We start from the raw sequence: 15,829 nt of genomic DNA, 5'->3' as shown, positions 1-15,829 counted from the left end.
AGCATATGGAAAGTGAAAAAGATTTAAAAAACGAAAAATTCGTAGTTAGTATATGTTTTGGTAGTTCATGCCATTTAAAAGGTTCGTACTCAATAGCAGAAAGACTCAAAGAATTTATCGAAAAAAATAAATTAGAAAACTCAGTTGAACTCAAGGGTTCACTATGCCTCGGGATGTGTGTAAATGGGGTAAATATACTAATTGATGATAAACTATTATCAAATATTAATTGTGAAAACATAGAAGTTGTATATGAATATCTAAGAAATAAATTCATAAACGAAGGTGATAAATAGTGAAGGAAAGTCTATATATTATTTCAAATCGTGCCAATTGTAAATACTGTTACAAATGTCTTAGAAATTGTCCTGTAAAAGCGATAAGTTTTCAAAATGATGTATCTTTCGTCATAGAAGATGAATGTATTTTGTGTGGAACATGTGTTAATGTATGTCCACAGAACGCAAAAAATTACCGTGATGATATAACAAAATTTGAATCTTTAATAAATAAACCTTTCATTGTTTCTATCGCACCGTCATTTTATGGAAATGAGGATGCTCCATTAAAGATTTTATCTATTCTAAAGTCACTGGGCGCCGTTTACATCTCCGAAACAGCTGTCGGTGCAGAGTTTGTTACGGAAGAATATATTAGAATATACGAAAATTCTAATCACTCGTTGATTACAACATCTTGCCCGGTAATTGTAAATCTAATAGAAAAACACTATCCGCATTTGATACCGTACATGATGCCGATTGTATCACCTGCAATTGCACATTCTCAGTTTTTAAACCAACTTTTTGGCGACCTTCCAAAGCTTTTTGTCGGACCGTGTATAGCAAAAAAAGAAGAACTTGAAAATTATTACGACGTTGTTCTAACATTTGAAGAACTTGAAAAATTTATAAAAAAAAGAGAAATAATTGTTGATGATTGCAAAGAAAGGTTACCAGATTTCCCTTATCCAAAAAGAACACGTTTTTATCCAACATCCGGTGGAATATTATTTTCAGCTCAACAAAATACTTATAATCATTTGATTTTAGAAGGCGTAAACAACATTATCGATTTTCTTGAACACTTCAATGAAAATATAAATGAAAAAGTAATTATAGAAATGTCTGCTTGTCACGGTGGATGTCTAAATGGTCCAGCAACCGATAGAAATGTTAATATTCTTGAAAAACGCTTCAAATTAAATAGTGTAATCAAACAAATTAACAATACATCTATTCAGCCTAAGTATATAGATTTAAAGGAGTATAATTTTAGTTTAAAAAAACAATTTATAAATAAATCTAAAAAGGTAGAAATCAGTAAAGAAAAGATAGAAAATATTCTGAAGTCTATGGAAAAAGATTCTCCAGAGAAGGAACTAAATTGTAGCGGTTGTGGATACGACACTTGTGTTGAGAAAGCAAAAGCTGTTTATCTTGGTAAGGCAGAAAAAGATATGTGTTTTGCTTACCTTATTGAAAAAGTTTCATCAGTTTCCAACAAAGTTGTCGATGAATCACCCAATGGTATATTGATATTCAAAGATAACGATTTACTTTACATCAACGAATCAGCTAAGAAGTTATTTGTAAATTACGAAAAGGAAAGACTCATTGAGATTTGCGAAAGAATATTCAACGATCCAAACAGAATCCACGAGATTTATATAAATGGGAAAAAGTTTTATTTCTATCCAAAAGCGTTCAGTTTACCAGAAGATAGTGGAAACGTTATATTACTTGTCGACATAACTGAGTTAATAATCCAAAAAGAACGAATGAATGAATTAAAAAGTAAGACGATAGAAAAGATAGAAGAAGTTTTAAATAATCAAATGAAACTCGCGCAAGACATTGCAAGCATTCTCGGTGAGTCTATAGCTGAGACAAAAGCCCACTTTTTAGAATTTAAAAAGTACATGGGGGAAGAAAATGCTGACGTGTGAGATACATTATGCGCAAAAAAACAAAGCAGGCGAAGAAGTTTGTGGTGATACGATAAAGATAAAAAGAGACGAAAAAAAGACAGTTGTTAGTGTTTCAGATGGTCTCGGAAGTGGCATAAAGGCAAGCATACTATCCACACTCACCGCTTCGATGGCAACAACTATGGTATTTAAAAATGTCCATATTTCAGAAGTTTTCAAATCCATTATCTCGACGCTTCCAACGTGTAAAGTACGTGGAATAAGTTATGCAACATTAGCAACTTGCCATGTTGACCATGAAACAGGTGAATGTGACATATACGAATACGATTTTCCTGTTGTCTTGGTATACAGAGGAAACGAGATGGTAGAGCTTACTAAAAAACATATTGAGATAGAAAATAGAAAAGTGTATTGTTCACAATTTAGCGTCCAGCCGGGTGATTTCATATTTTTAATGACCGATGGAATTACTCAAGCTGGAATGGGAACGAAAAGATTTCCTTTTGGGTTCGGATTAGAGAATGTAAAATTCGAATTGATTAACTTGATAAAGCACAAAGTTGATCCGCAAAGCATTGCTTTACACCTTGTAAGACTCGCAGAAGCTCTTGATACTGGAACGAAAGGTGATGATGCAACAGTTTGCGTAATTAAAATCAGAGAGAGAAGGAATTTGACAATAATGATTGGTCCACCAGAAAGGAAGGAGTTAGACGAGATTGTTGTAAAAAGATTAATTGAATCAGAAGGTAAGAAAGTTATCTGTGGCGGAACAACAAGCCAAATTGTTGAAAAAGTTCTTGGAAGGAAAGTAGAAATAGATTTTTCGAGTATCTCTGAAATTTCACCACCAATAGGATATATGGAAGGAATAGACCTTGTAACGGAAGGCATAATAACTCTTTCTCAAGTTTTCAGATATTACGAATCTCAAGAAACTCAATTGGGAGTTGGAGCTCAAAAATTAATAGATATGTTCGAAGAATCCGATGTTATAACTTTCTTGGTTGGGCGCGCTATAAATCCTGCTCACCAAAATCCTCTATTTTCACATGACATATCACTCAAATTCAGATTAATACATGACTTGGCACAGATATTAGAAAAGAAAGGAAAAATAGTAAATATAGAATATTTCTAATTCAAAATCGGTTTAAATAAACTCTAAAAACAGGCAATGGCTTCTGTTACCCATTGCCTGTTTGTTTTTGTTAACACAAATTGGAATTTATAATTCGTAAGCTTCTTTATGATTTGAGTTTCCTTTGCAATTTCTTCATAAGGTGATATAATTAAAAAAGAACATCAAAGAAATTGTTAAAAAATACCAAATGGAGAGTGTTTAAATGATATGGAATTGAATCATTATATTCAAAAAATCGATGAAAAGATAGAAACTCTTTGCGAAGAACTTAAAAAAATTGCACCAGAAAACTTAAAAGAGTTAATAGAAAACTTCAATGAATTCACTCTAAGACCTGGAAAGAGAGTAAGGCCACTTCTTTTGTTACTCTCTTACAACGGATACAAAGGGAAAAATATGGACGATGCCATTACATTTGCCGCGGCAATTGAAATTATGCATTCATTCCTTTTGGTCCACGATGATATAATCGATAACGCTGATTTGAGAAGAGGGAAACCAACTTTGCACAAAACATATGAAAAATCATACAACTCAAGCAAGTTAGGAACCGACTTAGCAATAGTTGTCGGTGATATAGTTGCTTTTTACATATTTGGAATACTATCTGAATTGAAAGTAAGCGAAAGTACATTGAAAAAAATCGTAAAAAATTTCTCTAAGTGCTATGTTAACACAGGCTTTGGACAATTACTGGACATTTTATACGCTGGCAGAATAGATGATAAAATCGTAAACGAAGATATTCCAGAAAAGATAAGCGAGTTAAAAACCGCTTATTATACTTTCGTTTATCCTATGTTATTTGGATACTATCTTTCTGAAAATAATATAGAAAAAGAAGAAGAAAAGATATTAATTGTTGGGAAAAATGCGGGAATTGCATTCCAATACAGAGATGATATAATAGGCATTTTTGGAGGGGACGCAAAAACTTTAAATGACTTACACGAAGGGAAATTCACCTCAGTAATTAAATTAACTTACGAACTCTTAGATGAAAATGACAAAAAAATATTTTTAAATTTAATCTCTAAAAATCCAAAAAACGAATCAGATATAGAGAAACTTTACGAACTCATTAGAAAAACAAATTCAGTATCCGTTTTACAAGATAAAATAAATACATTGATTGAAGCAAGTCTTAAATACACAGAACAACTTACTATGAACGAAGAGTCAAAAAGCTCATTAAGACAACTGATTTCTAAGATTAAAAGTATTCCATTGTAATTTTCTAACTATTGTAATTAGCCTAAAAAATTTAGGAGGGATAATTTTGGCAGATTATTCACTTCAGTATAAGAACCCTCCAGCGTCAGAACGATAATGTTAACTAAAAGTATTGAAACTTTCCAAAAACCGCATTATCCTTATAAAGAGGGGACACCCCCCAACCAACTCTCGACAAAGGAGGTATCCCGATATGAACAACTCAACGCTCTCTTGTCCAAAATGCGGTTCCACCAGCTTATACAAAAACGGTCATGACAAATACGGTAACCAACAATTCCTTTGCAAACTCTGCCATCATTCTTTCAAACTCTCCCATTCTCAAAAACGCAAAAACTTCCCTTTCCCTTATCCCAAATGCACTTCTTGTGGTAAATCTATGCAAATTTACAAAGTCCGTCGCTCTTTCGTTGTCTTCCGTTGTAGAGCTTGTCGTACCAAAGATAGAGTACCTTTTAACCTCCCCGAACCAGTCACCCTTATTCCTGAGAAATTTAAATATTTCCGCTTCCCTATCTTTTTCGTCTTAAAGGCTTTTGTTTTGTATATGAAACACAATATGTCTTATCGCTCTCTTGCTCATTCTCTTAATATCAAAGTATCTCATGTCACCATATACAAATGGGTTATTAAATTGTGTACTTTATTCTCTGTACTTTTTCCAACATTTACCATCGAAAATGTTTTCTCAGTTCATGCTGATGAAACTGTTCTTGTGTTCAAAGAACAAAAGTACTATGTTTGGCTATTAGTTGATCACGAAACTAACTTAATTCTTTGTTGGCATGTCTCAAAGTATCGTGATATGGGACAAGTCAAAGTATTGCTCGAGAAGTTCTTTGGTAATTCAAAACCTAGAAACATTGAACTTATTACTGATGGACTTGGTGCATATGAAAGTGCAGTAAAGCTGTTGTTCAGAAATATCAATCACGTAGTGGTACCGCTCGGTAAAAACAATCAATGTGAATCTAAGTTTTCATTGTTGAAAGACTTTTTCCGACTCAAGCGAGGGCTGAAGAATACGAAGAACTTAGCGAAATATATTCAAGGATTTTGTGTAGTGAAGAATCTTTGGAAAACGCACAATGGCAATATCAATCGCATTCTTTCACAATTACACTCTTTCATCACTACAAGTTAACACTATCTTTAGATTTAAAAATTTTATAATCTCAATATCTACAAAAATATTAACAACGAGAAAAATATGCTAAATAAACTTTTATAAATGGTTAAATTTACATCTAAAAACTGAACATTTAAAATTATACCACAATTTTTGTTTAATCAATAAATTTTCCTGTTTCCATTTTTTAGATATACACCCAAAAGAATATGAAAATTCCCTTTAATATCTTAAAACTCCTTCTAATGAGTCTATGTTGCTAAATAAACTTTTATAAATGGTTAAATTTACATCTAAAAACTGAACATTTAAAATTATACCCCAATTTTTTTGTTTAATCAATAAATTTTCCTGTTTCCATTTTTTAGATATACACCCAAAAGAATATGAAAATTCCCTTTAATATCTTAAAACTCCTTCTAATGAGTCTATGTTTTATCTCTTTAGCTCATACTATTTTTGACATCGATATACTAAAAATGGTTTAATATATATATAGCTAACCTGAAAGGTGATTCATTTATATTGTTTTATTGATTCACTGATAAAATAAGGAGGTGTGGTGGTTGTGGTTTACATTCTTGGTGCAAAAAGGACAGCGATAGGTACTTATGGTGGTTCATTAAAAGATATTCCTGCAACACAACTTGGAACTATAGCAGCGAAAGCGGCTTTGAATCAAGCAAATGTTTCTCCGGAAGAAGTAGATGAAACAATCGTTGGTTGTATTTTGACAGCAGGCCAAGGCATGGGACCAGGTAGGCAGGTTTCAATTTATGCAGGTGTACCAGCTGAAAAACCTGGTTACACCGTTAATATGTTGTGTGGTAGTGGTATGAAAGCAGCTATGATAGGCGCAACAGATATCGAACTTGGTGAAGCAGATGTTGTTTTAGCTGGCGGTATAGAAAGTATGTCACAAGCTCCTTTCTTACTGAGCTACAAATCAAGGTTTGGATTAAAATTTGGTACACAAGAATTACAAGACCATATGATTTTAGATGGTTTAACCGATGTATTTAACAAAGTCCATATGGGATTAACCGCCGAAAAGCTGGCAGAGGAATTTGGGATTTCAAGACAAGAGCAGGATGAGTTTGCATATAACAGTCAAATGAAAGCAAAAGCGGCTATAGAAAACGGAAAATTTAAAGATGAGATTGTGCCAGTTGAGATACCAGATAAAAAGGGTGTAAAGATTTTCGACACAGACGAACACCCAAGATTTGATGTTACTTTGGAATCACTTGCAAAATTAAAACCTGCGTTCAAACCTGATGGCACTATTACAGCTGGAAATGCGAGTGGTATTAACGATGGTGGAAGTGCTATCGTACTTGCCAGTGAACGCTATGTTGAAACGAAAGGTGGAAAACCTCTTGGTAGAGTCGTTGCTTGGGCGCAAGCAGGTGTTGATCCAATGAGAATGGGAATAGGTCCAGTACCAGCAACTGAAAAGGTTCTTAAAAAAGCTGGTCTTTCATTCCAAGATATCGAACTTATAGAACTTAATGAAGCATTCGCCGCGCAGAGTTTGGCAGTAATAAAAGGTTGGGAAAAGTTATTCGGTGTTTCGAAAGAATGGATTTTGGAAAGAACGAACGTTAACGGTGGTGGTATAGCATTAGGACATCCAATTGGTGCAAGTGGAAATAGAATAATTGTTACACTGCTTTACGAAATGAAGAAGAGACATCTAAAATACGGTCTTGCAACGTTGTGTATCGGTGGAGGAATGGGCACAGCGGTTATAGTTGAAAATATCGAGTAAATTTTTAAATGAAGGGGGAAAGATTTATGAGACTAGCAGGAAAAGTTTGTATAATCACGGGAGCAGGTAGTGGTATAGGTCGCACAGCAGCAGAATTATTCGCAAAAGAAGGCGCAATTGTAATAGCTTGCGATGTTGGTGAAGCAACTTACGATAATCCAAATATACACTTTTACAAACTCGACGTCACCGACAGGGCAAGAATAGCGGAAGTTGTAAAAGATGTTGTCGAAAAATTTGGAAAAATAGATGTACTTATCAACAACGCAGGTATAACAAGAGACGCGCTCATTCAAAATATGACAGAAGAAGATTGGGATAAGGTAATTAACGTAAACTTGAAAGGTGTATTCAATATGACGCAAGCCGTTGTACCATACATGTTGGAAGCTGGAAAGGGAAGTATTATCAATACTTCGTCAGTTGTCGGTGTATATGGAAACATAGGACAAACAAATTATTCGGCAACAAAAGCCGGTGTAATAGGTATGACAAAGACATGGGCAAAAGAATTCGCAAGAAAAGGTGCACAAATTAGAGTTAACGCGGTCGCTCCAGGTTTTATCAAAACACCGATGACAGAAAAAGTTCCTGAAAAAATATTAACAGCTATGGCAGAAAAAGCTGCTCTGAAAAGACTTGGTGAACCAATAGAAGTCGCTTACGTTTATTTGTTCCTTGCTTCTGATGAATCGTCATTTGTAACGGGACAAGTAATTGGCGTTGATGGTGGGTTGATAATCTAACAAAAAAATTAAAAATAAAAGCGGTGGTTAATTTTAAGACCACCGCTTTTTATTCGAATTATTTAAATTATTTCCATGTTCCAACGTAACTTGTTATAACTTGTTTTACATACGTATCCAAAATTTTCTTTAGTTTTTCGTCAAACTCTTTTTCGATAGATTTGTTGAGTATTACATAGCCAATGTCAATTTTGTATATTAAATCTTTATAAATACTAAATCCATAAATTCTTGAAAGGTACAGAGCATTAACGTAATCAAAAAAAGCCGCATCGATTTTTTTGGTCAACAAATTGGCAAGTATTTCTTCGTTCGAAACAAAAGTTTTGTATTTAACCTTTTTGCCCTCTTTCAGCCAATCCTGGATTACTTTTTGACCAGTTGCACTTTCTTTAACAGCAAATGTTATCTTTTCAACATCGCCATTCCATTGCAACCCATTTCTTAAAACAATAGCGAGTCCAGATTGAATATACGGAATGGAAAAAGAAAATGTTTTTTTGCGTTCTTCGGTCATATGTATTCCACCAGCCACGATATCCAAATTAAGAACATTCAAAATCTCAGGTTTTAAAGCGGTAAATGGGAGAATGTATATTTCAAGCTGATAATCCATATCGGAGACAACCTTTTTAAGAATATCGTAATCTATACCACCAAACTTTTCACCTTTCCAAAACGCGTAAGGTGAGCCTAGCAAAAATCCCACCTTTAAAAATTGAGAAAAAGTACTAAGAAATGTTAATAATATAACAATTATAACGATTAACTTTCTCAAATTTTAATCCTCCTTTCGATTTTTATAATCCTATTATTTTAGACCTTACCTATCTAAAGTTTGTTCATCATTTTATAAAACTAAATAAAAATGGGCTGCGATATTCAAAAGGCAGCCCATTAATTATGATTACCTAAACTTATTCATCTTCTAGCCAATCACAGCCTTTTCCCATTTTTTGAGTACTTCATCTATCCTGTCGTTGACATCTGGCTTGACTTTGAGAATTTTCTTAAATGTTGGTACATATTTGAAAACTTCGGGAAGCTCGACATTTATAACCGGCATCATCCATTGATTAAGAGGCACTTCTTTTTGAAAATCTGGTGTTAGTATAAACTCTAAAAATGTCCTTGCAAGTGCGAGATTCTTTGCACCCTTTACAATTGAGGCATACTCTTCAAGCACGTATGCTCCTTCTTCGAATATAACGGGCATATACTTTATTGAACCGTACTTGTACATGCTGTAAGCACCATCTGTGGCATAGCTTACTATTATATCTGCTTCCCCTGTTTCAATCATCTTAAACGCTGCACTCCAACCACTTGTAAACATTAAAACATTATTTTTTAATTGTTTCCAATATTCCATAGCATCATCTTCGCCGAATGCAGCGATAGTCCACATAAGAAAAGTTAAGCCAGTACTTGATGTTCTTGGATCGATAAGTACTATCTTACCTTTATATTCAGGCTTGAGTAAATCTTTAAAGGAACGTGGTGGGTTTTTAATCTTTTCTACGTTGTAAATCATGGCAAGTGCACCGTAATCGTAAACAGTACCATAATCTGTAACTAAAGACTTATAAACAATATTTTTTGAGTTAACTGGTCTATATTTCTCAAGAACACCTTCCTTAATGGCCTTTTGTAACTGTTGAGGATTTAAGCCTATCACTACATCAGCTTTAGGTGAATTTTTTTCGGCGATAATTCTTGCTAAGACATCTCCCATCGAACCAAAACTTATCATTTTAACTTTGCATTTGTAGACCTTTTCGAACTTCGGCGCTATAACTTTTCCTATACCTCCAGCAAAGCTATCGGACGTGTAAATAACAAGCTCTGCAGCAATAATCACTAAAGAAACAACTAAAAGTAGAGAAATAACCAAGAACTTTTTCATCCTCCCACCTCCAAAAATAAATCGTCCCTCCGCATTTTTTCGGAGGGACGATTTTTAATTGCTTATTCCAGAACTCAAATTTTTGAGTCACCTGGTCCCTCCGCCGGTATTACCCGGATCAGGTTCGAAGGGTCGAAGGATTGACTCCTTCCTCTCAGCCCCGCATTTTGGAGCTCCCCTCCAGGCATTATTAAATTCAATCCTATTATAACCCTTTGTTAGACTGTGTCAAGTATTAAATTGTATCTTTAAAAGATTCTTTTATAAAATTTCCCACTTTAATATTCCTTCTTCCCAAATAAACTTTACAGTTTGGCCTTCTTTTACTTTTTCATCAATTATGAGTTCTGCAAGCTTAAATTCTACAGTATTCTCAAATAATCTTCTCAAAGGCCTTGCTCCCATTGACGGAACGTACCCCTCAGTTGCAAGGTATTCTCTCATACTCTCATCAAGAACAACCTTTATATCTTTATCTGAATCGATGAGTCTTTCGTTTAATTCCTTTGTGTATATTTCGATTATCTCCTTGATGTGTTCTTTCTTAAGAGGCTTAAAGACTACAGCCGCATCTATTCTGTTTATAAGCTCTGGGCGGAAGTATTTCCTCATTTCTTCTTCTATATGTCTTGGTATCAAGTCTTCGAAACCCTCTTCAATGTCTTGCATTATAACATCTGAACCAATGTTACTTGTCATTATGATTATGGTATTCCTAAAGTCAACTGTCGTCCCTTTACCATCTGTAAGTCTTCCATCATCAAATAACTGTAAGAGTACATTGAACACTTCTGGGTGCGCCTTTTCAATTTCGTCAAAGAGCACTACACTGTAAGGTCTTCTTCTAACTTGCTCTGTTAATTGACCACCTTCTTCATAACCAACGTATCCCGGAGGTGCACCTATAAGTCTGGCTACTGAATGCTTTTCCATATATTCGCTCATATCGATTCTTATAAGCGCTTTTTCACTACCAAATAGTACATCCGCTAATCTCTTAGCAAGCTCTGTCTTACCAACTCCGGTTGGTCCGAGGAACAAGAACACACCAAGTGGTCTTTTTGGATTTCTAATACCTGCACGGGACATTTTGATTGCATTCGAAACAATCTTCACTGCTTCTTCTTGGTCAACAAACTTTTCATGTATTATCTTTTCAAGGTTCTTTATCTTTTCCTTTTCATCACCCATTATTTTACCGACGGGGATACCCGTCCATCTTTCAATAACACTTGCGATATCTTCTTCAACTATTTCTTTCTTTCCATCAATTTTTGCTCTTGCCGCAGCTTCGTCTACAAGATCAACTGCTTTGTCTGGCAAAAATCTGTCGGTGATATACCTTGCGGACATCTTCGCCGCAAACTCAATTGCCTTATCACTTATAGAGACGTTGTGGAATTCTTCAAATTTGGCCTTCAAACCTTTCAAGATTTCGATGGTTTCTTCTATACTTGGTTCTGGGACAAAGATTACTTGGAATCTTCTTGCTAACGCTTTGTCTTTTTCAATATGTTTCCTGTATTCTTCAACTGTAGTCGCACCGATAACCCTTAACGTTCCACGGGCAAGCTCTGGTTTTAGAATGTTACCTGCATCAAGTGCACCCTCAGCGGCACCAGCACCAACAACTGTGTGTAATTCGTCGATAAAGAGTATAACGTCTGTTCTCTTCTTAAGTACGTCTATAAGTTTTTTTAGTCTTTCCTCGAATTCCCCTCTGAATTTCGTACCAGCAACCAATCTTGCAAGGTCTAATTTAAGTATTGTTTTATTCTTCAAGAATTCTGGCACGTCCTTATTAACAATCCTTTGCGCAAGCCCTTCAACAATCGCTGTTTTACCAACGCCTGGGTCACCTATCAGAACGGGGTTGTTCTTAATCTTGCGTCCAAGTATCTCAATCATCCTGTTGATTTCATTTTCACGGCCAACTACAGGCATGAGTTGTCCGTTTTTTGCCATTTCGGTGAGGTTTTCAGTAAACTTTGCAAGAATGTCGATGTTTTCTTCTTCAGAATAAGTCCTTTGCATTCTTAATTGTTTTATAGCACTGTAAAGCGCATCTTGTGTTACCCCGTATTTACTCAATAACCTATAAGTTGTTGTCTCTGGTACAATAGCCATTGCTAAAAGTAAGTGGTCTGTACCAACCTTTTCATCTCCCATTCTTTTCGCTTCGCGTTTTGCCTCGTTAATAACTTTTGTTGTATCTGGGGTTATGTAAATTTGGTTTGTACCACCGCTGCCAGAATAGTAATAACCACCTTTTGAAGAAATAATCCTTTCAACATCTCTTCTCAACGCATCCGTATCAACATTGAGGAAAGTAAGAATATCTACAGCTGCGGTTTTAGTGTTTTCAAGCATAGTTAACAAAATATGCTCAGGCGCCAACTGGTTTTGTCTGTAACGATTTAAGACGTCGTTAACAGACTGGAGTATCTCTTGAGCATTTTCCGTGAAGTCCTCCATGTTAAATACCATAAAATCATCTCCTTTTTTCTATTTTTTTCTTTTTCCTTTCGTTTTGAATTTTACCATATTATCACTTATATGTCAAGAGTGATATTTTTTAATTTTGTGTTACTTTGAATAAGTTGGTTTTTTGTTTAGTTGTTGAAGTTTTCTGGCCTAATGGTACAATTGAATTAGAATAGTTTGAAATACGAACAAAATAGGTAAAAAAGGAAGATGGTGTATAAATGTCTCAACCTTTGCTTATAACTTTATTCACCTTTATCGATGGACTTGCTCAGGGGATATACGGAACACTATTTAATTTAGTTTTAAGACAAAGCGGAGTTCCAACAAGTATTGTTGGAAAAATAACTTCTAATAGTTTGTGGGGAGCGGCATTTTTTGGATTGGTATTTGGCTTTTTTGCTGATAAGTTCGATAAGAAAAAACTGATAATATTTTCGCAATTGTTAGGTATATTTTTTGGCGTATACCGTGTAATCACCAAATCTTATTTTCAACTGATTATCACTTCGTTCTTTTTTGGTGGGTTCACTTCAGCTACTTCCATAATTTTATCGACTCTCTTAGTTCTTAAAACTGATAGTGACAATAGGGCAAAATTTTTTGGTTTAAATTTCGGAGTTGGAATGTTTACCGGAGTTATAGGAAATGTTTTGGGTGGAGTACTTGGCGATATGTTTCCAGCAAAATGGGTTCTTATCACTGCAAGCCTTTCAAGAATTTTTGCTATAATTCCTTTAAGAAAATTGAGGATTCAAAATGAAGTAAATCTTAAAAATTCCAATGTTATTGACTTTCAAGAATTTATATCTGTATTTTCTCCTAAAAAATCTAAAGTAGTTTTCTACTATATGCTATCAACGATAAGTGTTGGTTTCGGGGCTGGATTGTTCGTTAGTTTTGGAAATGTCATATTTTACGATTTATTCAAAATGAGTGCTTCCGTTATAGGTATAATTTTAGCTTTGGCGCAATTGGCAACAAGCCTTGGGGCAGTGTTTTCTCACAAACTTGGTAAGAGGTTCGGCGATATGAATATACTTATCTTTTCTTACGTAGTTGTACCTATACTTATAGTCTCTTTAAGTTTTGTGAGAGAACCGATAACATTTACAAGTGTCTATATAGTTAGATTCGCAGTTATGAACATGGTTAGTCCTTTGCTAAGCGCACTCGTTTATTCAAATGTTAGGCGTGATAAGATTGCAACTATAAACGGCGCTAATAATTTCGTTAATAATGTATCACGTGCTCTGTCTGCTGAGATGTTTTCACTTCTAACTGCTTTTAAAAATGGTTATACACTTATATTCGTAATAAGTTCCATTTTCTACTTTGCAAACGCTTATGTTATGATAAAGATGTACAAGCATATTAAAAATTCCGTATAATACAGAATTTGGAGGTGCTTTTACGAATTTTGATAAATCGAAATTCCTTGATAATTCCAGACAGTTGTTTAAATTAGCCCTTCCATCGATTGTTGGTAGTGTTATGCAATCGATGTACGATATAGTGGATTTATTTTGGATAGGTAGGCTATCGTCTAAGGCGATAGCCGGTGTTACTTTATTTTCGACAATTTTTTGGATAGTCGAGATACTCAACGAAATAATAGGGACATCCTCCGTCTCTATGATTTCACAATCTTACGGAAAAGGAGACAAGAAGCTAACAAGTAAGATAATCGAGCAAACTCTTATATTCAAAGGTTTCGTCGCTGTTTTAGCCTCTGCAATACTTTTGGTTGTATTAAAACCGTTGATGAATTTTTATACGAAAGACACCGAAGTTGTAAAGGCAGCAATTGATTATGGATACATAAGAGTTTTCTTTATGTTTGCGTTTTTTATGACTTATTCCACATTTACCGCCCTTAGAAACATCGGTAGCGCGCATCTTGCTATGGTTAATATGGTTACCGGTTCTATTGTAAATATCTTTTTAGATCCGATTTTCATGTTTGATAGGGTTCCTTTTATCAATATCCGAGGTTTCAATTTGGGAATTTCTGGTGCCGCATGGGCAACAGTTGTTTCTACTTTTATATCCCTTGGATTAGGTTTATTCTTTTTATTTAGAGGGGTTAAGGACGTTAAGATATCCCTTAAAGGTTTGTTTGTTTTAGATTGGAAAATAGATGCAAAACTAATGACAATAGGTCTTCCCACTGGAGGAGAGATGTTACTTAGAACGCTTTCTTACGCGTTTTTGATAAAATTTGCCTCTGGATTCGGTTCAGAATATATAAGCACAATCGGTATCCTTGAAAGAATAATTGGTTTTTCAAATATACCTATCTTTGGTTTATCAATGGCAACTAGTACACTTGTTGGTTTTTTCTTAGGTAAAGATGATGAAAAAGAGGCAAAAAATATTGTGTTTGTTTCGTTATTGTACGGTTTATTGATAATATCCATAGCTGTTGTTGTGTTAATTACACTCAGAAGTAATATCTATTTATTTTTCACAAATGATATGAATGTAATTAGAATTGGAAGTCAAGGCTCTTTAATTGTAGTTCCAACATTACTTTTCACAACAGTGAGTTGGCTATTATCAAGTGGTTTTTTCGGCGCGGGGCTAACGATTTTTACCTTCATATCAAGCTTTTTAAGTAGATGGGCTATTATGATCCCATATCTTTTCATTACTGTAAGTATACTTAAATTAAGCGCGATTAACTTTTGGCTTTCTTTCATGATGGCTGAATTGTTTGAGATGTTTCTTGTTTTGTACTTTTTCATGAAATATCCGTGGACGAAAAAAAGGGTGGTGTAGTATGATATAATATATAAAGCAAATTAAAGTGTGGGGTGATTAAATGCAGTTCGAATTACTAAATATAGGTGGTAGTATTCGTGTTCCAAAATCTGTAGAGATCGCGTACTCAACAGCTTGTCTTTTAAAAAACGAAAATAGATTAATCTTAATTGACCCAGGAGATTACACATCGTTTCATACTTTAGAAGAAGCTTTGGAAAACAGAAATATCAAATTAGAAGATATCACCGATATTTTACTGACTCATCTCCATCTAGACCACGCATACGCAACCAAAATCTTTCCGAACGCCACTATATACATACATCCTGCCTATAAGAATAAACCATATGATAAATTTGGCCTTATTAAAAGTAAATTGTATAGAGAAATAATGGATTCATGGAAAAAAGTCATTGAGATAAATGCAGGGGATATTCTTTTTGATAAAATCAGAGTTTTTCATACACCCTGGCATTCAAAAGAACATTGCTCGTTTCTCATAGATACGGAAAATATGGGAAGAGTTTTTTATACCGGCGATATAGTTATGAACCGCGTGGAATTTTATGATATAATTAGATTATTAAGAAACGACGATTGCTCGAGATTCGTCAATAAAATTAGAAAAAAATGCGATTATATAGTATTTACACATGATGAACCGGTAGAATCTTCCAGATTTTGACTTTATAATTTTTTTAAATTAAAAATCATTGG

13 protein-coding genes and 1 riboswitch are annotated in these 15,829 nt (G+C 34.4%); of the genes, 10 read left to right on the top strand and 3 right to left on the bottom strand.

From position 1 onward, the window contains the following. Nucleotides 1-5 precede the first annotated feature (5 nt). From FNOD_RS01635 to FNOD_RS01605, 7 genes are all read left to right on the top strand, one after another. Nucleotides 6-296, top strand: a complete 291-nt coding sequence (locus FNOD_RS01635; protein ID WP_011993505.1) for a (2Fe-2S) ferredoxin domain-containing protein — start codon at nt 6-8, stop codon at nt 294-296. Further along, nucleotides 296-1,948: a [Fe-Fe] hydrogenase large subunit C-terminal domain-containing protein gene (locus FNOD_RS01630; RefSeq protein WP_011993504.1), complete on the top strand. Its 1,653-nt coding sequence runs from the start codon at nt 296-298 to the stop codon at nt 1,946-1,948. The genes FNOD_RS01635 and FNOD_RS01630 overlap by 1 nt, the downstream gene beginning before the upstream one ends. Continuing rightward, entirely contained in the window at nt 1,935-3,074 is a 1,140-nt protein-coding gene (locus tag FNOD_RS01625; RefSeq protein WP_011993503.1) for a PP2C family protein-serine/threonine phosphatase, read from the top strand. Before FNOD_RS01630 ends, FNOD_RS01625 begins: the two co-directional genes overlap by 14 nt. Before the next feature lie 210 nt (nt 3,075-3,284). Further along, entirely contained in the window at nt 3,285-4,310 is a 1,026-nt protein-coding gene (locus FNOD_RS01620; RefSeq protein WP_011993502.1) for a polyprenyl synthetase family protein, read from the top strand. 193 nt (nt 4,311-4,503) lie between these two features. Continuing rightward, nucleotides 4,504-5,454 (top strand): DDE-type integrase/transposase/recombinase, encoded by a 951-nt coding sequence (locus FNOD_RS09645; protein ID WP_011993230.1) that lies wholly within the window; start codon nt 4,504-4,506, stop codon nt 5,452-5,454. A gap of 553 nt (nt 5,455-6,007) precedes the next feature. Next, on the top strand, nt 6,008-7,210 hold the full coding sequence (locus FNOD_RS01610; RefSeq protein WP_011993501.1) for an acetyl-CoA C-acetyltransferase: 1,203 nt from the start codon (nt 6,008-6,010) through the stop codon (nt 7,208-7,210). A 26-nt stretch (nt 7,211-7,236) separates the two neighbouring features. Continuing rightward, nucleotides 7,237-7,956 (top strand): beta-ketoacyl-ACP reductase, encoded by a 720-nt coding sequence (locus tag FNOD_RS01605; protein WP_011993500.1) that lies wholly within the window; start codon nt 7,237-7,239, stop codon nt 7,954-7,956. A 67-nt stretch (nt 7,957-8,023) separates the two neighbouring features. Here FNOD_RS01605 and FNOD_RS01600 read toward each other — a convergent pair whose 3' ends face one another. The 3 genes from FNOD_RS01600 to FNOD_RS01590 form a co-directional block, all read right to left on the bottom strand. After that, a complete protein-coding gene (locus tag FNOD_RS01600) occupies nt 8,024-8,734 on the bottom strand; it encodes a substrate-binding periplasmic protein (RefSeq protein WP_011993499.1) in 711 nt (236 codons plus the stop codon). Nucleotides 8,735-8,884: 150 nt separating this feature from the next. After that, complete coding sequence (locus FNOD_RS01595) at nt 8,885-9,862, bottom strand: thiamine ABC transporter substrate-binding protein (protein ID WP_011993498.1); 978 nt, start codon at nt 9,860-9,862, stop codon at nt 8,885-8,887. Between the two features lie 78 nt (nt 9,863-9,940). After that, nucleotides 9,941-10,052, bottom strand: a riboswitch (TPP riboswitch). A 71-nt stretch (nt 10,053-10,123) separates the two neighbouring features. After that, nucleotides 10,124-12,349, bottom strand: coding sequence for an ATP-dependent Clp protease ATP-binding subunit (locus FNOD_RS01590; protein WP_011993497.1), 2,226 nt, complete (start codon nt 12,347-12,349; stop codon nt 10,124-10,126). 218 nt (nt 12,350-12,567) lie between these two features. On the opposite strand from FNOD_RS01590, the gene FNOD_RS01585 reads away from it, so the two are divergent. From FNOD_RS01585 to FNOD_RS01575, 3 genes are all read left to right on the top strand, one after another. Beyond that, the gene (locus tag FNOD_RS01585) at nt 12,568-13,737 is read left to right on the top strand and encodes an MFS transporter (RefSeq protein WP_011993496.1); all 1,170 of its coding nucleotides are present in this window, start codon (nt 12,568-12,570) and stop codon (nt 13,735-13,737) included. Between the two features lie 64 nt (nt 13,738-13,801). Continuing rightward, nucleotides 13,802-15,127, top strand: a complete 1,326-nt coding sequence (locus FNOD_RS01580) for an MATE family efflux transporter (RefSeq protein ID WP_011993495.1) — start codon at nt 13,802-13,804, stop codon at nt 15,125-15,127. 43 nt (nt 15,128-15,170) lie between these two features. Next, on the top strand, nt 15,171-15,797 hold the full coding sequence (locus tag FNOD_RS01575; RefSeq protein WP_011993494.1) for an MBL fold metallo-hydrolase: 627 nt from the start codon (nt 15,171-15,173) through the stop codon (nt 15,795-15,797). Nucleotides 15,798-15,829 lie beyond the last annotated feature (32 nt).

The sequence above is a fragment of the Fervidobacterium nodosum Rt17-B1 genome (assembly GCF_000017545.1).
GTDB classification, from domain to species: Bacteria; Thermotogota; Thermotogae; order Thermotogales; family Fervidobacteriaceae; genus Fervidobacterium; species Fervidobacterium nodosum.
This window is presented reverse-complemented; position numbering and strand designations above follow the sequence as displayed.